Source organism: Metabacillus sp. 84 (assembly GCF_050107715.1).
Taxonomy (GTDB): Bacteria; Bacillota; Bacilli; order Bacillales; family Bacillaceae; genus Metabacillus_B.
In genome coordinates this window covers 713,035-737,193 of record NZ_JBNILN010000001.1, presented here as the reverse complement: position 1 = coordinate 737,193, position 24,159 = coordinate 713,035, and the positions used below count along the sequence as shown (strand labels likewise).

The window sequence follows — 24,159 nt, the reverse complement described above, 5'->3', positions numbered from 1 at the left end:
TTTTTTTATTCTGTGCTATTCCAAAATGTACGTCTTAATGAGTCCGGCAAATTCTGAGAAGTCTTCGTTCTGCTCCAGGTTATAGACCATCCCTTTAATTACGGGCTTCCTGAGCTGTTTGCTCTGCAGCTCATCTTCGAGAACATCCAAAGTAATCATCATTTCTTCATTATCATGGGCAAGCTTCCTGATTTCCTGAAGCTGTTCAAGAAGATATTCCGCGGAACCAATTTTAGCTGTCCGCAGGGACTTCCACATTCTTTTTAAGTCCTGTTCTGAAATAATCGGGACAAGAGGGCTTTCGTAAAAACCGGCTACCAAGTGGTCCATCCGTTCAAGGAGAAAAGCACCAAGCTGTGCTTTGTCAAAATGAAGAACATCAAAGATAATCAGCTCCAGATAAGCACGGAGCAGCCCTTTTGCCATAATGATCAAATCACCGAGAAACGGCCGGATCTCATCTCCGTAAATGGAAATTAAGTATTTTTCATAAAGCAAATAGCCTTCCCATTCTTTCTGACGGAAAAAATTTTCGATTTCTTTATTAAAGGGAACGGTTTGCTCCCTTAGCTGGGTAATAATAAATTCGCGATGCTGCGAAATAACATCAATGGTTAGTGAAATCCACTCAACAAACCTTGCTCTAGGTTCCAATTCTTCAATTTTTGAAGCTTGTTCCTCAAACTGAGAATGATAATGCTTCAAAATTGACAGAAGAAGAGCATCCTTTGATTTAAAATGAAGGTAAAACGCTCCTTTTGAAATACCGCTCGCAGAAGCAATCTCCTGAATGGAAGTAGCCTGGAATCCTTTTTCCGCAAAAAGCTTTATGGCGCTTTGGATAATCATCAGTTCTTTATCGTTCATGTCCTTCGCTCCCTAAAGAGGATATGACCGTTCACACTATTTTCATTGACTATGACTAGGTGGTCAGATATATTATAGATGGTTGTGACCAACCAGTCAATTTACATAGGAGGACAGCAATGAATCGAATAATCGGGTTTTCATTAAAGAATAAGTTTGCCGTCTGGCTGCTCACGATTATCATAACAGCAGCAGGCTTGTACTCCGGGCTGAACATGAAGCTCGAAACCATCCCCAACATTAATACCCCGCTGCTTACGGTAACCACGGTATACCCTGGCGCAACGCCGCAGCAGGTTGCTGACAAATTGTCGGAGCCGATGGAAAAGAAGCTCCAGAATCTAAACGGAGTCAGTACAGTGAGTTCCTCCTCCTTTCAAAACGTTTCATCCCTTCAAGTAGAATACGGATATGAAAAAAACATGGATGAAGCCAAGCAGGAAGCAGAGGATGCATTGAGCTCGCTGGATCTGCCGGACGGAGTAGAGGCCCCCGAGGTATCGCGCCTCAGCCTGAATGCTTTTCCGGTCATCGTTCTAAGTGCCTCAAGTGATGAGGAATCCCTTGAAGAATTAACGAAAAGAGCAGAGGAAGAAATACTCCCGTCCTTTGAAGGGATTGAAGGAGTCGGATCTGTTCAGCTGACAGGCCAGCAAGTCGAAGAGGGCCAGCTTGTTTTTGACCAGGATAAGCTCAAGGAGTATGGGCTGGATGAAGAAACCGTCCAGAATATGATCAAAGGTTCAGATGTCACTGCCCCTCTTGGGTTATATACATTCGGAAACACAGAAAAATCCGTTGTAATAGATGGAAATGTCTCAACCGTTGAAGAGTTGAAAGCTATTGAAATTCCTGTCATGCCTCAAGGTGCGGCTGGCCAGCAGTCCCCTCAGCCAGGCGCTCAGGAAGGAGGAGCGCAGCAGCAGAATCCTCAGCAGGGCACCCAATCCGGTCAGGATGCCGGATCAGCAGGTCAGGCTCCTGCACAAGGACAAGGATCAGCCGGTCAGCAGGGCGCACCTCAGCAAGGTGCTTCAGCTGCCCAAAACTCTCCAGCTCAAGGACAAGCACAGCCAAACGAGGATGTGAAGCTCCCGACTGTGAAGCTTGGTGAGCTCGCAGATGTGAAAATTGTCGGCAAAGCGGAATCGATTTCCAGAACAAATGGAGAAGAATCGATTGGCTTCCAAATTGTGAAATCTGAAGATGCCAATACAGTAGATGTTGTAAATGCAGTAGAAAAGCAAGTGAACGAACTGGAAAAGGATTATCCCGGTGTTCAATTCACCTCCACCTTTGACCAGGGAGAGCCTATTGAAGAATCGGTAAACACCATGATCAGCAAAGCATTATTCGGAGCAGGATTCGCTGTTCTGATCATTCTTTTATTCCTTAGGAATATCCGGACGACGATTATTTCCGTCATTTCCATCCCGCTTTCTCTTCTTATAGCGGTTTTGATTCTGAATCAAATGGACATCACCTTGAATATCATGACGCTTGGTGCCATGACGGTTGCCATCGGGCGGGTTGTCGATGACTCCATTGTTGTCATAGAGAACATATTTAGAAGGATGTCACTGAAAAATGAACCGCTAAGAGGCATGGAATTAATTAAATCGGCGACGAAGGAAATGTTTGTTCCAATTATGTCCTCAACGATTGTCACCATCGCGGTATTTCTTCCGCTTGGTCTCGTAAAAGGAGTAATCGGAGAGTTGTTCCTCCCGTTTGCCTTAACCATCGTCTTCTCGCTGCTTGCCTCTCTTCTGGTAGCCATCACGATCGTTCCGATGATGGCACACTCCTTCTTCAAAAAAGGAGTCAGCGAAAAGCAGCATAAAGAAGAAAAGCCCGGAAAACTGTCAGGCTTTTACCGAAATGTCCTGAACTGGTCATTAAACCATAAATGGATAACATCAGCCATTGCTGTTCTAATGCTAGTCGGAAGTCTTGCGCTCGTTCCGGTCATCGGAGTCAGCTTCCTTCCGGATGAAGAACAGAAGATGGTGATGGCTACGTATAGCCCTGAGCCGGGACAGACCCGTGAAGAGTCTGAAAAAATTGCTCTCGATGCCGAGAAATATTTTGATGGCCGGGAAGGAGCAGGGACGATCCAATATTCCCTTGGCGGAGAAAACCCGATGAATCCCGGGGCTCAAAATCAGGCACTGTTCTTTGTCGAATACGATGAGGAATTCAAAAATTTTGAAGCTGAAAAAGAACAAGTAATAAAGGACCTCCAGGAAATGACTCCAAAAGGAGAATGGGGTTCCCAAAGCTTTTCCTCAAGCGGCAGCAGCAATTCCCTAGAGGTATTCGTTAATGGGGAAGATATCGAAAAAATCAAACCTGTAGTGGAAGATGTAGAAAAAATCCTGAATGATACAGGCGATCTGGAAAATGTAGAGAGCGGATTATCCAAAACGTATGATGAATTTACACTCGTCGCTGACCAGAAAAAACTGAGCGAACTAGGTCTTACTGCCGGCCAGATCGGCATGGAGCTTGGCCAGCAAACGCAGCGCCCTGTCGTGACCACCATCGAGAAAGACGGCAAGGATGTAAATGTTTATTTGGAAACGGAAGATGAAAAGCTCGAAAACATTGAAAGTTTAACAGATAAGAAAATCACTTCCTCCCTCGGACAGGAAGTAACGATTAATGATGTTGTAGAAGTAGAGGAAGGCTCCACTTCCGATACGATTACGAGAAGAGATGGAAAAATCAGCGTTTCCGTTTCCGGTGATATTAAATCGGATAATGTCGGAAAAGTATCAGCTGATGTGCAAACAGAAATAAACAATGTGAAAAAGCCTTCCGGAGTAGAGCTTTCCATGGGCGGAGTCAGCCAGGACATTGAAGAATCCTTCTCCCAGCTTGGCCTGGCCATGCTTGCAGCCATTGCGATTGTCTATCTGATACTCGTTATCACCTTCGGAGGCGGACTCGCACCGTTTGCCATCCTGTTCTCCCTGCCTTTCACCTTAATCGGTGCACTTGCAGGATTGTACATCGGCGGAGAAACCATCAGCATCTCTTCTATGATCGGAGCGCTGATGTTAATTGGAATCGTCGTAACCAATGCGATTGTCCTGATTGACAGGGTTATCCATAAAGAACACCAAGGACTCACAACCCGCGAGGCGATCCTCGAGGCGGGAACGACCCGTTTGAGACCGATCTTAATGACCGCTCTCGCCACAATCGGCGCACTTGCTCCTCTTGCACTCGGACTTGAAGGAAGCGGTCTGATCTCAAAAGGACTAGGAATAACAGTTATCGGCGGTCTGACAAGCTCAACCCTGCTTACGCTGTTAATTGTTCCGATCGTATATGAGATTTTAAGTAAATTCCGTAAGAAGACGCTTAAAGAAGAATAAGCAGAAAAACCGGCCATCCCATGTGGAGAGGCCGGTTTTTTTGGATTATCAATGGCAGTGGGGAGTCTGGGAATGGACAACTCTCCATAGGTAAAGGGATTGCGATGTCAGACAACGAGTGAAAAGGGGAATAGCATGCGATGTCAGACAAGAATGTCAGACAACGAGGGAAAAGGGTGCGATGTCAGACAAGAATGTCAGACAACGGGGGAAAATGGTGCGATGTCAGACAAGAATGTCAGACAACGGGGGAAAAAGGGTGAGATGTCAGACAAGAATGTCAGACAACGGGGGAAAAGGGTGCAATGTCAGACAAGGATGTCAGACAACGCGAGAAAAGCATGCGATGACAGACAAGAATGTCAGACAACGGGGAAAAAGCATGCGATGTCAGGCAAGGATGTCAGACAACGAGGGAAAAAGGGTGAGATGTCAGACAAGAATGTCAGACAACGAGGGAAAAAGGGTGAGATGTCAGACAAGAATGTCAGACAACGGGTGAAAAGCATGCAATGTCAGACAAGAATGTCAGACAACGAGGGAAAAAGGGTGAGATGTCAGACAAGAATGTCAGACATCGCGAAGAGAAGCGTGCGATGTCAGGCAAGGATGTCAGACAACGGGTGAAAAGAGGGTGCGATGTCAGACAAGGATGTCAGACAACGAGTGGAAAGCGTGCGATGTCAACAATAATGTCAGACAACGAGGGAAAAGTAGGCGATGTCAGACAAGGATGTCAGACAACGGGGGAAAAGGGTGCGATGTCAGACAAGGATGTCAGACAACGGGGGAAAAGGGTGCGATGTCAGACAAGAATGTCAGACAACGGGGAAAAGGGTGCAATGTCAGACAAGGATGTCAGACATCGGGGGAAAAGCGTGCAATGTCAGACAAGGATGTCAGACAACGAGGGAAAAAGGGTGAGATGTCAGACAAGAATGTCAGACATCGCGAAGAGAAGCGTGTGATGTCAGACAAGAATGTCAGACAACGAGGGAAAAGTAGGCGATCTCAGACAATAATGTCAGACAACGAGGGGAAAAGCATGCGATGTCAGACAAGGATGTCAGACATCGCGAGAAAAGCATGCGATGTCAGACAAGGATGTCAGACAACGGTTGAAAAGGGTGCGATGTCAGACAAAAATGTCAGACAACGCCAGAAAAGCACGAAATGTCAAACAATGCATGCCGGAAAAAAATAAAAAACCAGCCGGCCCCCAATAAAGGAAACCTGGCTGGTTAACTATTTTTCAGCATTCATTCAGTTGAATCCTACCTCAACCTCTACCCCAAAATGATCCGATACTACATTCTTATTAACCCCGTTGAATATGACGGCGGAACTCGCAACACGGAGTGGCTGATTGGTTAAAATCAGGTCAATCCTGAGGGGGTTTTCGTTTTCTTCCCAGCCTGCAATCTTTCCTGGGACAGTGATGCCGCTGTCTTTTTCTTCAGCCAGCACGAACGTGTCTAGCAAGCCTTGGCTTGTTAGGAGGTCGTAGCCTTCGCCGCGGATGTGGGCGTTGTTGTTAAAGTCTCCCATCAAGAAGAAGCGGTGTTCCTTGTGTACTTGACGAAGGAGGGACATGGCCTGTTCTTTAAATGGCTCTTCCGCATCGTCCCACCAGCCAAGGTGGCAGGAGTAGAAGGAGATGAGTTCTCCTTCAGCCTCTGCTGTTACCCCGACGATTCTTCTTGTTTTCCAGTAAGCAGGATCGGTGCTGTTTGTGATGAGGAAGGAATGGGTTTCCTTAATCGGATATTTGGTCAGGATTGCCGAGCCTTCCTCATAAATGTCGTATCCGATATGCGATTGGCCCCAGTGAAGCTCGTATTCAGAGGAGCCCAGTTTGTTAAGCTCGCTCAGCAGGACTACCGCATAATTGTCCTTTTTTATCAGTCCGTCTGCTGTTTCAGCATTCATAGACTGATTGACTTCCTGAAGGGCAATGACATCATAATCTTTTTCTGTGATGGTTCTGGCAAGGGTGTTTATTTTTTCCATTTGGTTTTCTTCAATCCAGGCGTGGCAGTTGAGAGTAAGAAGCTTCATATTATGCTCCCAGCAGGTCCTGAATGTCAGATTTAATTACGTCAGCTTTTGGTCCGTAGATGGCCTGGACACCTTTGTCTTTTACAATCAGGCCAAGAGCGCCTTGTTCTTTCCACTGCTGCTCGCCTGCGACGGCGGCAGGGTCTTTAACTGTAACGCGGAGACGGGTCATGCATGCGTCTACGTCCGTGATGTTGGAAGCTCCGCCTAGAAGTTCGATGATGGCAGGAGCAAGTGATCCTTCTTGAACGGCCCCGCCTTTTTTCTCTCCCTCGCCCTCTTCAATATAGTTGCCGTTACGGCCTGGAGTAGGGAAGTTAAAGCGTTTAATAAGGAAATGTGCTACTCCGAAATTGAGTCCGAAGAAGACAAGACATGCAATGATAAAGTTAACGAAATCCATCCATAAACCTGCTTTGAAGATCATAGGTGTGCGGGTTAACAGCTCAATGAATCCGAAAGAGTGAACACGCAGGTTGATGACATCTGCAAGGGCGAAAGCCAGACCTGTTGTAATGGCATACACAATATACAAAAGAGGTGCAGCGAACATGAACATAAATTCAATCGGCTCTGTTACACCAGTCAGGAATACAGCAAGACCGGCAGAAAGGAACATGGATTTGTACTTTTTACGCTTGTCCTTATCGACATTGCGGTACATGGCATAAGCAATCCCGATCAGGGAAGCAGTTGAAAGGATCATCTGTCCTACTTTAAATCTGGCAGGGTGGACATCCTCGAGAAGCTTTTGATAACCGGCTTGATTTCCCTCTGCAAGAAAATTATTCAGGTCTGCAATCCATGCAAGCCATAGCGGGTCCTGCCCTGATACGATCGCTCCGGCGTTTGACCCGGTAAGGACGGTGTAAGTTCCGCCAAGTGCCGTGTAGTTCATTGGTACAGTCAGCATGTGGTGCAGTCCGAAAGGAAGGAGCAGTCGCTCTAAAGTACCGAAAATAAATGGAGCAATGATGGGTGCTGTATCTTTAGAAGATGCAATCCATTTTCCAAAGTCATTAAGCATTCCCTGAATAAACGGCCAAACGAGAGAAAGAACGATTGCAGTAAGAACGGAGCCTCCGATTACGGCAAAAGGGACAAAGCGCTTGCCATTAAAGAAGGCTAGAGCGTCAGGAAGTTTGTTGTAGTTGTAATATTTGTTAAAGAGGTTCGCTCCCAGGAAGCCGGAGATAATTCCGACGAAAACTCCCATATTAAGAGCAGGAGCACCTAGAACCGTTGTGAAAAAATCTTTAACCAGCAATTCCTGTCCGAAAAGGGAGTTAACGACAGCCTCCGGATCGTCAAACATGGCACCGCTTACTCCGAAAATCGCGCCGGTGATCCGATTAATAAGAACGAATGCAATGAGAGCTGCAAATGCTCCGCCCGCGCGTTCTTTGGCCCATGAGCCTCCAATTGCTACAGCGAACAGAATGTGAAGATTCGTAATAATGGCCCAGCCAATATCCTCCATGACTCTTGCGATGGTCATGACAAGTGCGAGGTCTCCGCCCATCATGGCAACCAGTTTTCCCAGTGAAATCATAATTCCGGCAGCCGGCATAACCGCTACGACAACCATCAGCGCTTTTCCGAATTTTTGCCAGAAATCAAACGTGAATAAACTTTTCATTTCTTGCTCCTCCTCCATGTATGGGCTTACATTGATGCGTAAAAAACGTTTATTTGTTACCGATTACATTTTATTGAAAAAATAAAAAAAGAATTGTGCAAATTAGTGCAACCGTTTGCATACTGATTATATGAAATCTGTTATCGTATTGCAATACTTTCTAAAAAAATTTTATTTGGAACAAAAATTAAACGGAAAGTTTTTTTATAAGGTTAGAATTCGGATTTTTAATAAAAAATATCCATGTACGATTCGATAAGGAGGACGTGAAATGAAGTATTGGATTATTTCAATAGCAAGCATATTATTCTTAACTCAGCCTGCAGCAGGAGCAAAAGCCAGGGAAATTTCCTTGAGCGGGAAAGAACCGCTCGAGATGAAAGTTACAGCCAGATACGAGAGCGGTGCTGCATTTAATGAGGGAGGAACGGAGATTGTCGCCTACGATAAAAAGACGAAGCAGCTTTTTTCTATTAACGGGGCAGAGAAGGCGCTGGATATAATTAGTCTCGCTTTGGATCCGGAGGGGGATTTTTCTGCCTTGAAAAGGGTTAAGCAAATTCCGCTCGGCGAATTAAGTCCATCCATAAAAGCGATCAGTGATATTACGAGCGTTGCTGTGAGCCCGGACGGCAGCTTCCTGGCTGTGGCAGTGACGGCAGAGCCTGAAACAGATCCGGGCTATGTGATTTTTCTGAAGACGGATGGAACGTACATCCATCATGTCAGAGCGGGGGCCCTTCCGGATATGGTGACGTTTACTCCTGATGGGAAGAAGGTGCTGTCGGCCAATGAAGGGGAACCAAGCGGGGATTACAAAGTCAATCCCGAGGGCTCTGTCTCCATTATTGACCTATCGAATGGAGTGAATAAAGCTAAGGCTAAAAACGTTCTGTTTGATGAGAATGTAAAGGTGGATAGAGGAATCAGGAAAGTAAATCCTGACAGTACCCAGCCGCAGAATTTCGAGCCCGAGTACCTCGCTGTCAAAAGCGACAGCAGCAAAGCATATGCCGTGCTTCAGGAGAGCAATGCAATTGCCGAGCTGGATTTGAAAAATGGGGCGTTTACAAGAGTTTATAATCTGGGCTACAAGGATCATTCCCTGTCTGAAAACGCAATGGATGCTTCAGGAACAGACGGAAAAATTGATATTAAACCCTATCCCATCTTAGGGTTGTATCAGCCGGATGGAATCACCATTTTCAAGATGAATGGAAAAGAATACCTGATTACGGCAAATGAAGGAGATTCACAGGATTATGAAGGCTACTCAGAAGAAATCATCACAGCGGAAGCAAAAGACAAATTTGATCTGAAGGCCAGACATTTTAAAGGGCTGTCCCAAAAGCAGATTGACAGAATGGTGGAGGCAGGTCTGTTTGACGAATCCCAGCTCGGAAAGCTTGTGATGACAAAATCTGCGCCGGTCAATAAAGATGGAAAGTATGAGGCGATATACAGCTTGGGGGGCAGGTCCTTTTCTATTCGGGATACAGAGGATATGAAGCTCGTCTGGGACAGCGGAGCGGAGCTTGAAAAAATAACCGCAAAGGCCCTTCCGAAATACTTTAACACCCCGAATGATGAGAATCTCCTTGATGACCGGAGCGTGAAAAAGGGTCCGGAACCTGAAACGGCGGCAGCCGGGATTGTCGATGGCCAATATTATGCCTTCATCGGACTTGAGGGTACGGGTGGAGTGGCCGCGTATCAAATCAATGACCCGGAAAAACCAAGGTTTTCTGCCTATTATTCCACGAGAGAGTTTAAAGGGGACGAGCCTTCCGGCGATGTGGCACCTGAGGGAGTTCTCTTTATAAATGCAGAAGACAGTCCAAACGGACGGCCGCTGCTTGCAGTTGCGCATGAAGTGAGCGGGACCATTGCGGTCATGGAACTTGGAGGAGGAAGCAGCGGCAAAGAGCATGTTGTCAAAAAAGGCGAGACATTGACTGACATTGCGGGTAAGTACGGAACCGCACCTGAGTATTTGAGAGCTCTGAATGGCTTGAACAAGCCGGATCTCCTCTTCGTTTCCCAGCGTTTAAAAACGGGTCCGGTAAATACGCAATACAAGGTGGAAAAAGGGGATACACTTTATGAAATTGCGGCAAATGCAGGGGTTCCCTGGCCGCGGCTGATGAAAATAAATTATATTGAAGACCCTGATTTTATTATGGCAGGACAGACGCTGATGGTTCCTGAACAATAAGCTGAAACCGGCGGTGTTTGCGTTAAGCAGACAGCCGCCGGTTTTTTTTATTTATTCTTTTTGAATCTATCTTCTGAATCTGAATCATTCTTTGTTTTATGCTTCTTCTTTTCATCCTGCATGTCCTGCTTCAAATCCTCAAGCGGAATCGAATCAACGTTTTGCTCTTCCTCGAACTGATCATGCATGCTTTCTTTATCTGTCGGAACCTGTTCGGGATGATCTTTGCGGTGTTTTGTGCTTTCCTTCGACAAAATCTCCACCTCCCTGATATAATTCTGCTATTCCACTTTTACCGGAAAATGAAACGCTTTGATTCGCTTTTTTGTAAGCGTTTCATGAATTTTATTTTTCTGCTAGCAGTCTTCAAAAGTCTTAAAAGGAGGGAACTTCTTTCAAATCAATAAATATCCAATTATGTGACAATATTGTGAAAAAATAATGAACAAGTTATGACTTTTGTATGAAAACTGGATGACATTATGAAATGGAAAAGACATTTCTGTTTATGGTCTGTTACTATAAGGGTAAAAGTTTAAGTGGATTAGAGGTATTGAACTTTTTTGTCATTTTTTGCACAAGGATTGGGAAGGAAGGTGAACCTTTTGGGTAAATATTTAAAACCTTTATTTTTGTTTGGAGCTTTAATTTCAGTATTCGTGCTTGGCGGCTGCAGCCAGATGGCAGTTCTCGATCCTAAGGGGCCGGTTGCTGCAGAGCAAAGAGACCTGATCATGCTCTCTATCGTATTCATGCTGTTTATTATAGCAGTCGTATTTGTCTTATTTATTCTCATCATTATAAAATACCGCGAGCGCCCTACAAACATGGGGTACGAGCCGCCTGAAATGGAAGGCAGCAAGTTCCTTGAGGTTGTATGGACGATCATCCCGGTTATTATTGTAATCGCGCTTTCCATCCCGACTGTTCAGGCGATCTACAGCCTGGAAGAAATTCCTGAAAGCGAACACTCAGATAAGGAGCCTCTTGTCGTTTATGCCACAGCGGTAGACTGGAAATGGATTTTCAGCTATCCGGAAGAGGACATTGAAACAGTCAATCAGCTTTACATTCCTGAAGACCGTCCGCTCGAATTCCGTTTAACTTCAGCAGATAATATGGCATCATTCTGGATTCCGCAGCTCGGCGGACAGAAATACGCAATGTCTGAAATGGAAATGAAGCTCTATCTTCAGGCTGACGAACCCGGCACCTATGAAGGCCGTAACGCCAACTACACCGGTGAAGGATTCACGGATCAGCGCTTCAAAGTATATGCTCAGACAGAAGAAGAGTTTGCCAGCTGGGTAAAAGAATCCCAAAGTGCTCCTGAACTGAAAGAAGAGGAGTATGAAAAGCTGATGTTCCCGGGACATGTGGAACCGATGAAATTCTCATCTACACACCTTGACTTCGTAGACCACGCTAAAGATCCTGAATACGTGCTTCGAATCAGGGAGAAATACGGCATCACTTACGAATCGCATCATTCAAAGGATGAAGAGAAAGAACAGAATGACACCGGGGACGAACTAGGCTCCAACTAGGAAAGGAGGAAATTGAATGTTTGAATTTATAAAGAACAATCTGATCCTTGATGATCCGCTGATTATGGGAGCCCAGGTATCTATTGGTCTTACAACCATTGCAATCATATTCGTTCTGACCTATTTCAAAAAATGGAAATGGCTCTGGACGAACTGGCTAACAACTGTTGACCATAAAAAACTTGGCATTATGTATATCATTGCCGCGATCCTCATGCTGTTCCGCGGAGGGGTTGACGCTATGCTCATGCGTGCGCAGCTCACGGTCAACAGCGCCGAGTTTCTAAATTCACAGCATTACAATGAGATATTCACCACTCATGGTACGATTATGATTATCTTCATGGCAATGCCGTTCCTGATCGGATTGATGAACGTTGTCGTCCCTCTTCAAATCGGAGCGCGCGATGTTGCCTATCCTTATCTAAACTCATTGAGCTTCTGGACATTTTTCGTAGGAGCTATGCTATTTAACATCTCCTTCGTATTTGGAGGATCTCCTTCTGCAGGCTGGACGGCCTACATGCCGCTTGCCGGAGTGGAAAGTTCTCCTGGACCGGGGCAAAACTATTACCTGCTTGGTCTGCAAGTAGCTGGTATTGGTACCTTGCTGACCGGTATTAACTTCATGGTAACGATTTTAAAAATGCGTGCAAAAGGCATGACGCTTATGCGTATGCCGATGTTTACATGGACTGCTCTCATTACATGCTTAATCATCGTTTTCGCATTCCCTGTACTGACTGTAGCACTTGCTCTTATGACATTTGACCGTTTGTTCGGTTCTCATTTCTTTACGCTGGCAGATGGCGGTATGCCAATGCTGTGGGCGAACCTATTCTGGATTTGGGGACATCCTGAAGTATACATTGTTGTCCTTCCGGCATTTGGTATTTTCTCTGAAGTTATTGCAACCTTTTCCAGAAAAGCACTGTTCGGCTATAAAGCCATGGTCGTAGCGATTGTTGTTATTTCCGGTTTGAGCTTCCTTGTTTGGGTCCATCACTTCTTCACGATGGGTTCAAGTGCAGGTGTTAACTCGGTCTTCTCGATCACGACAATGGCAATTGCCATCCCGACAGGAGTTAAAATCTTTAACTGGCTGTTTACCCTTTATAAAGGGAGAATTAAATTTACGGTTGCCATGCTATGGGCGCTGGCCTTTATCCCGACCTTTACTATCGGGGGAGTAACAGGGGTTATGCTTGCTATGGCGGCTGCTGACTATCAGTATCACAACACATACTTCCTTGTAGCCCATTTCCACTATGTGCTCATTGCAGGTACTGTATTTGCATGTTTCGCCGGACTATACTACTGGTATCCGAAAATGTTTGGACACAAGCTGAATGAAAGAATTGGCCGCTGGAGCTTCTGGCTTTTCACAATCGGCTTTAACGTATGTTTCTTCCCGATGTTCTTCCTTGGTCTTGACGGTATGCCTCGCCGTGTGAACACGTATGATGCATCTGACGGATGGCAGGATTTGAATATCGTTGCTTCAATCGGAGCACTGGGTATGGCTGTAGGATTTGTAGTTCTTGTGTATAACATCTATTACAGCTACCGTTATGCTGAAAGAGAACAAACAGGCGATGCCTGGGATGGACGGACACTTGAGTGGGCGACCACTACCGCCATTCCGCCGCACTATAACTTCGCCGTTATTCCTGAAGTAACAGGAATGGATGCATGGTGGAGAATTAAACAGAAGAACAAAACAACCGGCAAAAGAGAAACGGTAGATTATAAACCGATTCATATGCCGAGCTATTCCGGCAGACCGCTGATCATGTCTGTATGCTTCGGTATCGCAGGCTTCGGTATGGTATTCTCTCTATGGTGGATGGCGATCATCGGGCTTATCGGCGTCTTTATCACGATGATCCAGCGTTCATTTGATTATGATGACGGCTTCTACGTCAGCGTAGAAGAGATTCAAGAAACTGAAAAACGGGCAACCGTATAAAGGAGGCGTGCACATTGGGACATGCTCATACACATGATGGTTCTAACACGCCGCTTGAATACCAATCTGAAATAGGCAGATTGAATATTCTTGGCTTCTGGATTTTCCTTGGAGCGGAAATTGCGTTGTTCTCAACCCTTTTTGCAACCTATTTCGCACTATTCAACCAAACGGCTGATGGCCCGCTTCCAGGAGATCTATTCAAAGTTGAAGGCGTACTGATTATGACATTCCTGCTTTTAACAAGCAGTTTCACATGCGGTATTGCGATTCATGAGCTCCGCCGGAATAACATGAAGGGTGTTTTCATCTGGACGATTCTCACCCTTCTGCTCGGCGCAGGCTTTGTCGGGTATGAAATATACGAGTTTATCGAGTATATTCATGAAGGGGCAGCATTAACAACCAGTGCTTTCTGGTCAGCCTTCTTTGTTCTGGCAGGTACTCATGGACTTCACGTATCGCTTGGTATCGTCTGGATATCATTGATTCTTATTCAGGTGAAAAAACGAGGTCTGACTCCTCAAACCGCAACAAAGCTATTCATCTCAAGTCTGTACTGGCATTTCCTTGATGTCATTTGGATCTTTATCTTCACTGGAGTCTATTTAATGGGGATGGTGCTGCATCATGGCTAGTCAAACACAAACATCTCATGACAAGTTTCCTTGGAGCCATGTGGTCGGATTTGGTTTGTCAATCGTACTCACTCTTATCGCACTGTGGGTTGCTTTAGCTTCAGGCTTTTCCAGTACGACCATATTAATCGTAATTTTCGTTTTTGCTTTCTTCCAGGCTGCCCTGCAGCTGCTCATGTTTATGCATATGACGGAAACGAAGAGCGGCTGGATCCAAACCATAAACACTGTTTTCGCTGCTTTCATTGCTGTAGTTATCGCAGCCGGTACAGTTTGGGTTATGGGTTCCCATGGCGGACACTCTGAGCATCAGAAAAATCCTCCTGCACACGGTGAGCATGGAGAAGAGCATAGCGGACATTAACCGATTCAATTTAATTGATGCATGATGTGAATCAAGAGCCTTGGGAAGAATTCCTGTGTAAAGCTGCAGAATTCCCCCAACCGCTGAAATAATATAATAAAACCGGAAGCCACAGTTCCTGCTGGAACAAAGGCTTCCGGTTTTTTTGTGCTTCTTAAGAAAAAAACCTTGCATCCATGCGATGCAAGGCTTACTCAATAATAGGTGATTTTGGTGAATGCTTTTTATCGTGCTCACGTTTAATGATAGGGAAGGCATAAATCAGGAATGCTGCGATATGGGCAAAAATGACATTGCCGACGAAGATCATATTGAGGACAAAGTGGTCGATGAAGTTAAGGCTTCCGCTGAGATAAAGAATAAAATAGGTCCACATCCCAGCAATAAAAGGAATGTGAATTAGAGCTAATTTTTTTCTTTCCGGCCAGAGAAATAAAGGAGTCGCGGTTGCAATGAAAAGATAAACAACGAAAACATCCATTTCATTTACCTCCTTAAAATTTTTGGTAACGCTTACATTACTTGGCCAATTTGTGGCAGATAAAAGAACAAATTGTGAACGTTTTGTTACAATTAGTATATCACAAAATTCTGAAAATTAAAGGGTTTTATTTGATAATTTCTGCCTATTTTTTCATTCATCTATTGGTTAAGGAGAGCTCATATGTTTAGCATTTCTTAAATGTGGAATTTTTATACTACAAGCTTGCTGCCATTTACATATGCACAGCAAAATAGAAACTCAGTGTCTAATTGAACAAAATTGATAGGGAGGCGTCAACATGTCAGTAAAAGCTCTTGTACTAAATTGTTCCTTAAAGAAAGGCGACGAAGAATCAAATACAGAAGCCTTAATTAAAAAGGTTACAGGCATCATGCAGCGCGAGGGTGTTTTTGCAGAGGTCGTAAGAGTGGCAGATTACCAGGTATCCTTCGGAATATCAGATGATATGGGGGACGGAGATGAGTGGCCCCAGATCTTTGATAAAGTAAAGGAAGCAGATATTGTAATCATTGGCACACCTCTTTGGATCGGAGAAAAAAGCAGCATTGCAACGATGGTGATGGAACGGATTTACGGTGGAAGCAGTTTAACGAATGAAAAAGGGCAATCCATTTATTACAACAAAGTCGGCGGCGTTGTCATTACCGGAAATGAAGACGGAGCAAAAGATGCAGCCAAATCCATTCTATATGGTCTGTCCCATATGGGCTTTACCATTCCTCCTAATGTGGATACATACTGGGTGGGGGAAGCGGGACCTGGTCCGTCCTTTGTTGAAGCGGAAGGCTACAAAAATGAATTCACCCAGCAGCATGTTCAAATGCTTGCCTACAACCTCATGCATTTCGCTAAAATGCTAAAGGAGAATCCAATTCCGGCCCAAGGAACCGTTATTCAATAATAAGGTCTGTAAACCAGCGATGTAAGAACCCGGGAAGCTTTTTCCGGGTTTTCGTTTTGGGTACTTTTGAATGAGGCCCATCGAACGGGAAGAATGATCTTTTAATAGCTTCTAAAAGATAAGAACACCCTTAAGTATGCCAAAGCAATAAAGTTTCCTTTCTTATTCTCATACATATCGGTTTGTGACATAATAAAGAAGAATTTTCAAAAAGAAGGGTGTTACATATGAAGGAGCAAAAACAGCTTTCACGGCGAAAGCTTTTAGGGATAGCAGGAATGGGCTGGATGTTCGATGCAATGGATGTCGGTCTTCTTTCCTTTATCATTGCGGCCCTGGCAATAGATTGGCAGCTGAGGCCCGATCAGATGGCATGGATTGGATCGGTGAATTCAATCGGTATGGCGGTTGGTGCACTTGTATTTGGTTTAATGGCAGATCGGATTGGAAGAAAAAATGTCTTCATTATCACGCTTTTGCTGTTTTCGGTTGGAAGCGGATTATCGGCATTGGCATGGGCCCTTCCGATTTTCTTAGTTCTTCGTTTTTTAATAGGGATGGGACTAGGGGGAGAGCTTCCCGTTGCTTCGACCCTTGTGTCAGAGAGTGTAAAGCCTCACGAACGCGGAAGAATTGTTGTCCTGCTGGAAAGCTTCTGGGCAGGCGGATGGCTGCTGGCAGCACTTATTGCTTATTTCATTATTCCGAGCTTCGGATGGCAGACGGCTCTCGTTATTAGTGCGCTGCCGGCATTCTATGCCCTGTATCTCCGCTGGAACCTTCCGGACTCACAGGCCTTCAAAGCCGTCCAGTCTAAGGATAAAGAAACCGTTTGGAAGAAAATGGCCAAGGTATGGCAAGGGAAATACACGAAACGCACCGCCATGCTCTGGATTCTATGGTTTTCTGTCGTGTTTTCCTATTACGGAATGTTTTTGTGGCTTCCGAGTGTGATGACGTTTAAGGGATTCGATTTGATTAAAAGCTTCCAGTATGTTTTGATTATGACTCTTGCCCAGCTGCCCGGCTATTTCAGTGCTGCCTGGCTGATTGAAAAAAAGGGGAGGAAATTTGTTCTGATCGTTTACCTTAGCGGAACAGCCCTGAGTGCTTATTTTTTCGGGAACGCAGAAACTGCCTCAGCCCTTCTCGCTTTTGGTATGCTCCTATCCTTCTTTAACCTTGGTGCCTGGGGCGCGCTGTATGCTTATACACCAGAGCAATATCCAACTTCGATTCGGGGCACCGGCTCGGGCATGGCTGCTTCATTTGGGCGGATTGGCGGAATTTTAGGACCATTGCTCGTCGGTTATCTGATTGCAGAAAAAGTGGAAATCGGAACGATCTTCACCATCTTCTGTTTTTCCATTATTGTCGGCATTCTCGCTGTTGCCTTTTTAGGAACGGAAACAAAGCAGACAGAAATGGAAGAGTAGGAAACAGCCACGCTTAAACGATTGAAAATCGCTTAAAGCGGTGATATATTGATAAACAGAAAGCTGCCGGCAGCCCTTTGCCGGCAGTGATTTTTTTGCGGCCATTGCTACGTAAAACGAAAAAGGAGGGTGACTTATGCTGACGAACGTAAAAGAATACAGCCTGCTCATTATCGGATCCTTCTTTTTTGCCATTGGAGTCAATTTTTTTGCGATTCCGAATGAGCTTGGAGAAGGCGGTGTAACGGGGATCTCCATGCTCCTTTACTATGTATTCAGCTGGTCTCCGGGGATTACGAACTTTATTATGAATGGAATGTTGCTTGTATTCGGATACCAGCTTCTAAGCAAGCGTGTCACGTACTATTCCATCATCTCCATCTTCTTCACATCCGTTTTTCTTCACTTCACGGAGGGTATGGCTCCTTCGTCAGACGATACGATATTGGGGACCGTCTTTGCGGGGATTTTTATAGGGGTCGGGTTAGGGCTTGTGCTTCGCGCGGGCGGAACGACAGGAGGCTCAGCGATCCTTGCAAGGATGACGCAGAAATATCTTGGCTGGAGTGTAAGCAGCTCGATGCTCCTCTTTGATATGATTGTCGTATTGAGCTCCTACTTCGTCATCGGTGCAGCCAATACGATGTATACCGTCATCTCCATTTATATCAGCACAAAAGTATTGGATTACATATTAGAAGGCTTCGATACGCGGAAAGCAGCCACCATCATTTCCGACCATGCAGATGAGGTAGCGGCGAAGGTTAATGCGGATATGGACAGAGGGGTCACCGTGATTACAGCAAAAGGAAGCTATACGCAGGAATCCCGGGATATCCTTTATATCGTCATTAACAAGCAGGAGCTGTTTATGCTCAAAAAAATAGTCCACAAAATTGATGATAAAGCATTCGTCGTTATTCATGATGTGAGGGATGTCTTCGGAGAGGGATTTACGTTTCCTAAAACCTAGCTGGAAGCTTCTTGAAGGATTAAAGAATGGAGCAAAGCCAGCTTACATATTTATGGGCTGTTTAAAAAGCCCTGCTGAGAAAAGAAACCCCCGGAATACCGGGGGTTTACTTTGTGGAATCGCGTCATTCTAAAAAATGGGATCCCCTCGCATGGTACTGCCACCCACCTCAAAACAGCAAATGAGCAGCAATTACGATGACTGGAAGGGTAATAATCGTTCGCTGCAGAAAAATAACGAACAGTTCCCAGAAGGATACTGGAATTTTTGACCCTAAAAGCAATCCGCCAACCTCTGACATGTAGATCAGCTGGGTGACAGAGAGTGCAGCGATGATAAATCTTGTCAAATCGCTTTCGATGTCTGATCCGATGACGGATGGCAGGAACATATCGGCAAACCCGACCATAATCGTCTGGGAGGCTGCCGCAGCTTCAGGCACCTGCAATAGCTGAAGCAGTGGAATGAACGGAAGCCCGAGCCATTTAAACACGGGAGTAAATTCAGCAATGATTAATGCGATCGTGCCAAGGGCCATAACGATTGGGGCAACCCCCATCCACATATCCAGCACATTTTTGGAGCCATCCTTGAAGAACTCCTTTACTCCTCTGCTTTTTGCAGCTTTGTCTGCAGCCATTTTCAATCCCCAGCCTGCACGTGAGTATTCTGCAGGAATCTCTTCGTTCAATCCGGCTGCCTCATCATTAGCATACGTATCCGCTTTTCTGGAGAGCGGAGGGATTCTCGGGCAGATGATAGCCGCGACAATTCCAGCGGCTGCAATTGTCAGATAAAATGGGAAAAAGTAGTTTTGAAGGTTAACCTGCTCAATAATCACGATACTGAACGTAATGGATACAACAGAAAAGGTTGTTCCGATTACAGCTGCTTCTCTTTTCGTATAAAAGCCTTCTTCATATTGTTTGCTCGTCAGCAGAACACCGATCGTCCCGTCGCCAAGCCATGAAGCGAGACAGTCTATCGAGGAGCGGCCGGGAAGCTTGAAAACCGGGCGCATAAACTTCGCAAGCAGAGCGCCGAAAAATTCGAGCAGACCAAAGTTAAGAAGAAGCGGCAGGAACAGACCGGCAAACAGGAAAACACTGAAAAGCACCGGCAGCAAATCGCCGAGCAGCAGCCCCCCTGTATTTTCAGACCAGATCCACTTCGGACCTGCTTTAAATAATGTAAGGACAGCAAATACAGCCCCTAGTATACGGGCTATAAACCACACAGGCTGCACATCGAATAAAGAAATGAAGAACGGACTGTTTTTCATAAATGCCGGTTTCACTGTTTTAGCTAACACCGTGCCAGCGAGTGCTAAAATAATGATAATTGTCATAATAAGAGGAAGATAGCTGCCGAGCACATCCTGAAGAATGCCTGACAAGATGGCAATTGGAATCGTAATGGCCTCTTCATATTGAATGGGAACGATAAAAAGAATGATGCCAATTAGTGAAGGGATGAGAAATTTGATTATGCTGGATGGCGGGATTCGTTTCTTTGTCAATGTAGTCAATATGAAAACTCCTTAAAGGGATGATAATTTATGCAACGTTACTCATTTTAATGCATTTAACGAAAAATGCAATGTTTTTTGGACTACTTTCTTTATTTTCCTATTGATCTCGATTTCAAACCTTTATAAATCCAGATAGTTGACTGCACCGGCCTGGCTTGGATATTCTTTAACTGCGTGCGGAGGTGATGAAGCGTGAATTTTGAGCTGATTCTGAACGAAATTGGGGAAAACAGCAAACTTCTCCAATCGTCCCCTGTCAGCGGCGGGGATATTAATGAAGCATGGATGCTTCAGACTGAAACGAGGAAATACTTCCTCAAGACGAACAGAGAGGAATCCATCAATTTTTTCCATGCTGAAGCAGATGGGCTGAAGGAAATTGCTTCATCAAACGCAATTGCCGTTCCGTTTGTTTTCAAAACCGGCACGATAGACTGTGTTCCCTTTCTGCTCATGGAATGGATAGAAGGACGGAAAACAGAGCATACGGAGACGGAATTAGGGACAAAGCTTGCTGCCATGCATCAAACCTTTCATACAAAATTCGGGTACGGAAGCGATACTTATATGGGGAAGCTTCCTCAAAAAAATGGCTGGCATAAAAACTGGGTCCGCTATTACAGAAATGAGCGATTAAAACCTCAGCTGGAGCTGGCGATCGGGAGAGGGCATATGCCGGTACCGAGAAGAAGGAGCATGGAAAAACTGCTGATGAATCTTGACCGCTGGCTTGGCCATCATCCTAAGCCATCTCTCCTGCATGGAGACTTATGGGGAGGAAACTGGATGACCGGTGAGTCAGGGAACCCTGTTTTAATTGACCCTTCAGTTCTATACGGAGATCATGAATTTGAAATAGCCTTTACCGAGCTGTTCGGAGGCTTCAGTCAAGCGTTTTACAGCAGTTATCAGGAGGCCTTTCCCCTATCTGAAGGATACGAAGACCGAAAACCGCTTTACCGGCTCTACTATCTGCTGGCACATTTAAACATGTTTGGTGAATCTTATGGCAGGGCAGTAGACCAGATTATCAGCCGGTATGCATAAAGGAGGAGATTTTCCATGAACTCAACTATTGAAACCATACTTAACCATCGATCAATCCGAAAATTTAAGGACCAGCCGTTAACGGATGAACAAATCAATCTTCTTGTGAAAGCCGCCCAGTCAGCCTCGACCTCCAGCAATGTCCAAGCCTACTCAATTATAGGGGTAAAAGACCCGGATAAAAAACAGAAACTGGCCGAGCTTGCCGGCGGACAGTCCTATGTGGCACACACCGGTCATTTCTTTGTATTTTGTGCAGACCTGTTCCGGCATCAAAAGGTGGGGGAAATGGAGGGTGCTGATCTGACAGAATCGCTGGAGAGCACCGAGAAATTTATGGTAGCCATCATTGATGCGGCATTAGCTGCCCAGAACATGTCTGTTGCAGCAGAATCCATGGGGCTTGGAATCTGTTATATAGGCGGTCTCCGCAATAATCTCCCAGCCGTATCCGATGTCCTTAAAACCCCGGAACGAGTCATTCCTCTTTTTGGTCTTACAGTCGGCCACCCGGATCAAAACCCGGATGTGAAGCCAAGGCTTCCATTTGAGCACCTCTATTTTGAGGATGAATACGTTACAGAGGATCAGAGCTATAAGGAGCAGCTGCAAACCTATAATGAGACTGTTTCATCCTATTATCACGAGCGCACTGAAGGAAAGCGCAGCGATACATGGACGGGCCAAATGGCAAAAATGCTCTCTCATCCGCAAAGAATGTATATGAAGGAATTTGTTCAGGGCAAAGGATTTGATAAGCAATAATGGGAAGAGGCCTCCTTTTGTAAAAGGGGCCTTTTTTTGCAGCTGCATTGCGGCGGAACGCAGCCTGCTGCAGCATTCTATGTGCTGTTTTGCACTGCTTATTTCCGCCTCAGCCACCATAGTGGGAAAACAGCCACCAGATAAAGAAAGTAAAGAAGGGAAATGGCCCAGCCAACAGGCGTAAGAACGAGGAGATCGACAACGTCCGCCGCTGCATTCCGGAACGGCCCTGTTTTATTTGAAAGACGGTGAACAATTGCAAACAAAAGAGTGAACAGGATGAAACAGACTGCGTAAGCAATGAGAATAAGAAAAAAAAGTTCTGACATCGAAGCAGCTTCCCCCGGATTTTTCTTTTATTCTTACACACGATAAGATTTCTCCATGGTCCTTTCAACTATTTCTCCACAGATTCCGTAAAATCCTTGTGGAAAACGTAAAAGCTGTGAACAACTTGTGTATGAATCTAAAATCTATTACAGATATAGTAGGGAACAAACGTACCCACACAAAATGTTGATAACTTTTGTGGATATGTTGATAACTCTTGTGGATAAACTGTTTGTAAAGGTAGAATCATCTGTGTATATCTAATAATTTACAAAATAATAACATCTGCTTCATAAAAGTGTGGATAACTATTTTGGAGTAGCAATACTTGAGGCGGGTGGAAATCCTATGATGCCTAAAGCTAATGCTCAATGTCCTGATCTTAGATATCCCAGTTTTCAGACTGTAGTGATGCCTAAAAGTTTTACAAAATCTGCAGAGCTTTTTCAACGATGTAAAATAGATTTTAAAATTTTACTGTGCAAGACTACCTTAAAAACTTCAAGCGAGTAACGTTTGAGTTTTTAGCAGGTTTCTTATGGTAGAGAACAAGACTAGTAATTATGAGTTTTTTTACTCTGCGAGTTATTCCAATTAAGTAATGGGTTATTTTGATGAAATTTTAGTTGGATTTACCTAATAACTGGAATTATTTTAAATAATAGGATTAATTTTATCGGAGTCTTAGGAGTAAGTCTATTTAATAATCCGTCTGTGTCAGCTAAGGCTTCAACTCCTCTTTTAGCTCCTGAAGAAATCCAGACAATGGCAGAAGACGAATTAAATGAAGTCTTAAATCAGCAAAAATTAGATTTTGAGGCTGAAAGATTGGATTTATACAGAAGAGTGGGTCAACGCTGGATCATTAAATAACTATTTAAAAGAAAATTCGGACATTAAATCAAGTAAGCAACCTTACATTGGTAAAGTGTTTTATGGAGATATTTTCTTATCCAACATATGTGAAATGGTGTTAATCAATACAATCGATGTTTCTTATTCTGGCCTCCAAAAAATACCTTAAGCCCAATCCACCGATCGGGCTTAAAGCTTTTTACTCACCGTGCAGTCTCAAGCCTGCATGGTTGGTCGGTCCCACGTAATCATTTAGCGGGAATGAGTGTTTGATTGCTGCTGTGATAAATTTCTTCGCGTCATAAATGGAGTTTTTAACATCCAGTCCCTTTGCAAGGTTAGCGGCAATTGCGGCTGAATAGGTACAGCCTGCGCCGTGGGTATAGGATGTGTCGATCCGCTCACTTTCAAGGATTTCAAAGTCTGTTCCGTCAAAAAGGACATCCACTGCTTTTTCATGCTCCAGTTTTCCGCCGCCTTTGACTAGAACATATGGAGCCCCCAGCTTATGAATAATCGCGGCCGCTTCTTTCATTTGTTCAACGGATGTAATAGCACCAATGCCGCTCAGCTGACCCGCTTCAAATAGATTAGGGGTCACCACAGTGGCGACAGGGGTCAAAATATCTCGAAGTGCTTCAGCAAGCTCCGGGTAAAGGACCTCGTCCGCTCCTTTGCAGACCATCACAGGATCGACGACAACGTTTTTCAGGTTGTGCTTCTTAATGGTTTCCGCAGCGAGGCGGATGATATCGACGGTTGGCAGCATGCCTGTCTTCATTGCGTCCGCGCCAACGCCTTCTACAATAGTGGAAAGCTGCGGTTTTATGACATCGAGCTCTACCGGAAAGACTTGATGTTGCCAATCATTATGCGGGTCCATGGCAACAATGACGGTAAGAGCGGACATTCCGTATACACCATGCTCCTGAAAGGTTTTTAAGTCAGCTTGAATGCCTGCTCCTCCGCTGCTGTCCGATCCGGCAATGGTTAATGCTTTTGGCATTTTCATATCATGTACCTCCATCCTTATACATACCTCTATATTTATGGTTCTGCTTGCAGCAGACCAATGTCTATAATATTAGTATACCAATTGGGCATCCGGGAATAAAGATACCTGCCCTGGCTTGCAA

General features: G+C 44.9%; 19 protein-coding genes. 11 read left to right on the top strand and 8 right to left on the bottom strand.

Features of this window, described 5'->3' with window-relative positions; all coding sequences use genetic code 11:
• Positions 1–15: 15 nt before the first annotated feature.
• The gene (locus ACQCV8_RS03640) at positions 16–867 is read right to left on the bottom strand and encodes a TetR/AcrR family transcriptional regulator (RefSeq protein ID WP_426843177.1); all 852 of its coding nucleotides are present in this window, start codon (positions 865–867) and stop codon (positions 16–18) included.
• A gap of 119 nt (positions 868–986) precedes the next feature.
• Here ACQCV8_RS03640 and ACQCV8_RS03635 point away from each other — a divergent pair, with 119 nt between their 5' ends.
• Complete coding sequence (locus ACQCV8_RS03635; protein ID WP_426843176.1) at positions 987–4,250, top strand: efflux RND transporter permease subunit; 3,264 nt, start codon at positions 987–989, stop codon at positions 4,248–4,250.
• A 1,263-nt stretch (positions 4,251–5,513) separates the two neighbouring features.
• Here ACQCV8_RS03635 and ACQCV8_RS03630 read toward each other — a convergent pair.
• On the bottom strand, positions 5,514–6,308 hold the full coding sequence (locus ACQCV8_RS03630; RefSeq protein WP_426843175.1) for an endonuclease/exonuclease/phosphatase family protein: 795 nt from the start codon (positions 6,306–6,308) through the stop codon (positions 5,514–5,516).
• Position 6,309: 1 nt separating this feature from the next.
• Positions 6,310–7,947, bottom strand: coding sequence for a PTS transporter subunit IIBC (locus ACQCV8_RS03625; protein WP_426843174.1), 1,638 nt, complete (start codon positions 7,945–7,947; stop codon positions 6,310–6,312).
• A gap of 271 nt (positions 7,948–8,218) precedes the next feature.
• On the opposite strand from ACQCV8_RS03625, the gene ACQCV8_RS03620 reads away from it, so the two are divergent.
• Positions 8,219–10,162, top strand: a complete 1,944-nt coding sequence (locus tag ACQCV8_RS03620) for a choice-of-anchor I family protein (protein ID WP_426843173.1) — start codon at positions 8,219–8,221, stop codon at positions 10,160–10,162.
• A gap of 47 nt (positions 10,163–10,209) precedes the next feature.
• Here the strand turns inward: ACQCV8_RS03620 and ACQCV8_RS03615 are convergent, their stop codons facing one another.
• Positions 10,210–10,425 carry a hypothetical protein gene (locus ACQCV8_RS03615; RefSeq protein WP_426843172.1) on the bottom strand — a complete coding sequence of 72 codons (216 nt, stop codon included), beginning with the start codon at positions 10,423–10,425 and terminating at the stop codon, positions 10,210–10,212.
• 342 nt (positions 10,426–10,767) lie between these two features.
• Between ACQCV8_RS03615 and qoxA the strand changes: the two genes are divergently transcribed.
• From qoxA to qoxD, 4 genes are read left to right on the top strand one after another with little or no spacing between them, the layout of a single operon-like run.
• Entirely contained in the window at positions 10,768–11,709 is a 942-nt protein-coding gene (gene qoxA / locus ACQCV8_RS03610) for a cytochrome aa3 quinol oxidase subunit II (protein ID WP_426843171.1), read from the top strand.
• Positions 11,710–11,725: 16 nt separating this feature from the next.
• The gene (qoxB, locus tag ACQCV8_RS03605) at positions 11,726–13,678 is read left to right on the top strand and encodes a cytochrome aa3 quinol oxidase subunit I (RefSeq protein WP_426843170.1); all 1,953 of its coding nucleotides are present in this window, start codon (positions 11,726–11,728) and stop codon (positions 13,676–13,678) included.
• A gap of 14 nt (positions 13,679–13,692) precedes the next feature.
• Positions 13,693–14,316: a cytochrome aa3 quinol oxidase subunit III gene (gene qoxC, locus ACQCV8_RS03600; RefSeq protein ID WP_426843169.1), complete on the top strand. Its 624-nt coding sequence runs from the start codon at positions 13,693–13,695 to the stop codon at positions 14,314–14,316.
• Complete coding sequence (gene qoxD / locus ACQCV8_RS03595; RefSeq protein WP_426843168.1) at positions 14,309–14,680, top strand: cytochrome aa3 quinol oxidase subunit IV; 372 nt, start codon at positions 14,309–14,311, stop codon at positions 14,678–14,680. The genes qoxC and qoxD overlap by 8 nt, the downstream gene beginning before the upstream one ends.
• A gap of 190 nt (positions 14,681–14,870) precedes the next feature.
• Here the strand turns inward: qoxD and ACQCV8_RS03590 are convergent, their stop codons facing one another.
• A complete protein-coding gene (locus ACQCV8_RS03590; RefSeq protein WP_426843167.1) occupies positions 14,871–15,161 on the bottom strand; it encodes a spore morphogenesis/germination protein YwcE in 291 nt (96 codons plus the stop codon).
• Between the two features lie 301 nt (positions 15,162–15,462).
• On the opposite strand from ACQCV8_RS03590, the gene ACQCV8_RS03585 reads away from it, so the two are divergent.
• The 3 genes from ACQCV8_RS03585 (at position 15,463) to ACQCV8_RS03575 (ending at position 18,495) form a co-directional block, all read left to right on the top strand.
• On the top strand, positions 15,463–16,086 hold the full coding sequence (locus ACQCV8_RS03585) for a flavodoxin family protein (protein WP_426843166.1): 624 nt from the start codon (positions 15,463–15,465) through the stop codon (positions 16,084–16,086).
• A gap of 227 nt (positions 16,087–16,313) precedes the next feature.
• Complete coding sequence (locus ACQCV8_RS03580) at positions 16,314–17,522, top strand: MFS transporter (RefSeq protein ID WP_426843165.1); 1,209 nt, start codon at positions 16,314–16,316, stop codon at positions 17,520–17,522.
• A gap of 136 nt (positions 17,523–17,658) precedes the next feature.
• Positions 17,659–18,495, top strand: coding sequence for a YitT family protein (locus ACQCV8_RS03575; protein WP_426843164.1), 837 nt, complete (start codon positions 17,659–17,661; stop codon positions 18,493–18,495).
• Between the two features lie 169 nt (positions 18,496–18,664).
• On the opposite strand, the gene ACQCV8_RS03570 is transcribed toward ACQCV8_RS03575, so the two are convergent.
• Positions 18,665–20,023, bottom strand: a complete 1,359-nt coding sequence (locus ACQCV8_RS03570; RefSeq protein WP_426843163.1) for a YjiH family protein — start codon at positions 20,021–20,023, stop codon at positions 18,665–18,667.
• A 195-nt stretch (positions 20,024–20,218) separates the two neighbouring features.
• On the opposite strand from ACQCV8_RS03570, the gene ACQCV8_RS03565 reads away from it, so the two are divergent.
• Both ACQCV8_RS03565 and nfsA read left to right on the top strand, forming a co-directional pair.
• Positions 20,219–21,073 carry a fructosamine kinase family protein gene (locus tag ACQCV8_RS03565; RefSeq protein WP_426843162.1) on the top strand — a complete coding sequence of 285 codons (855 nt, stop codon included), beginning with the start codon at positions 20,219–20,221 and terminating at the stop codon, positions 21,071–21,073.
• 15 nt (positions 21,074–21,088) lie between these two features.
• On the top strand, positions 21,089–21,838 hold the full coding sequence (gene nfsA / locus ACQCV8_RS03560) for an oxygen-insensitive NADPH nitroreductase (RefSeq protein ID WP_426843161.1): 750 nt from the start codon (positions 21,089–21,091) through the stop codon (positions 21,836–21,838).
• Positions 21,839–21,936: 98 nt separating this feature from the next.
• Here the strand turns inward: nfsA and ACQCV8_RS03555 are convergent, their stop codons facing one another.
• A complete protein-coding gene (locus ACQCV8_RS03555; protein ID WP_426843160.1) occupies positions 21,937–22,167 on the bottom strand; it encodes a hypothetical protein in 231 nt (76 codons plus the stop codon).
• A gap of 1,055 nt (positions 22,168–23,222) precedes the next feature.
• The gene (locus ACQCV8_RS03550) at positions 23,223–24,035 is read right to left on the bottom strand and encodes a bifunctional hydroxymethylpyrimidine kinase/phosphomethylpyrimidine kinase (RefSeq protein WP_426843159.1); all 813 of its coding nucleotides are present in this window, start codon (positions 24,033–24,035) and stop codon (positions 23,223–23,225) included.
• Between the last annotated feature and the right edge of the window lie 124 nt (positions 24,036–24,159).

Coding starts and splice junctions, on each gene's coding strand:
- qoxD (WP_426843168.1), top strand. CDS start 14,309: ATGGCTAGTCAAACACAAACATCTCATGACAAGTTTCCTTGGAGCCAT.
- ACQCV8_RS03635 (WP_426843176.1), top strand. CDS start 987: ATGAATCGAATAATCGGGTTTTCATTAAAGAATAAGTTTGCCGTCTGG.
- ACQCV8_RS03640 (WP_426843177.1), bottom strand. CDS start 867: ATGAACGATAAAGAACTGATGATTATCCAAAGCGCCATAAAGCTTTTT.
- ACQCV8_RS03630 (WP_426843175.1), bottom strand. CDS start 6,308: ATGAAGCTTCTTACTCTCAACTGCCACGCCTGGATTGAAGAAAACCAA.
- ACQCV8_RS03575 (WP_426843164.1), top strand. CDS start 17,659: ATGCTGACGAACGTAAAAGAATACAGCCTGCTCATTATCGGATCCTTC.
- ACQCV8_RS03580 (WP_426843165.1), top strand. CDS start 16,314: ATGAAGGAGCAAAAACAGCTTTCACGGCGAAAGCTTTTAGGGATAGCA.
- nfsA (WP_426843161.1), top strand. CDS start 21,089: ATGAACTCAACTATTGAAACCATACTTAACCATCGATCAATCCGAAAA.
- ACQCV8_RS03585 (WP_426843166.1), top strand. CDS start 15,463: ATGTCAGTAAAAGCTCTTGTACTAAATTGTTCCTTAAAGAAAGGCGAC.
- ACQCV8_RS03590 (WP_426843167.1), bottom strand. CDS start 15,161: ATGGATGTTTTCGTTGTTTATCTTTTCATTGCAACCGCGACTCCTTTA.
- qoxB (WP_426843170.1), top strand. CDS start 11,726: ATGTTTGAATTTATAAAGAACAATCTGATCCTTGATGATCCGCTGATT.
- ACQCV8_RS03555 (WP_426843160.1), bottom strand. CDS start 22,167: ATGTCAGAACTTTTTTTTCTTATTCTCATTGCTTACGCAGTCTGTTTC.
- ACQCV8_RS03625 (WP_426843174.1), bottom strand. CDS start 7,947: ATGAAAAGTTTATTCACGTTTGATTTCTGGCAAAAATTCGGAAAAGCG.
- ACQCV8_RS03620 (WP_426843173.1), top strand. CDS start 8,219: ATGAAGTATTGGATTATTTCAATAGCAAGCATATTATTCTTAACTCAG.
- ACQCV8_RS03550 (WP_426843159.1), bottom strand. CDS start 24,035: ATGAAAATGCCAAAAGCATTAACCATTGCCGGATCGGACAGCAGCGGA.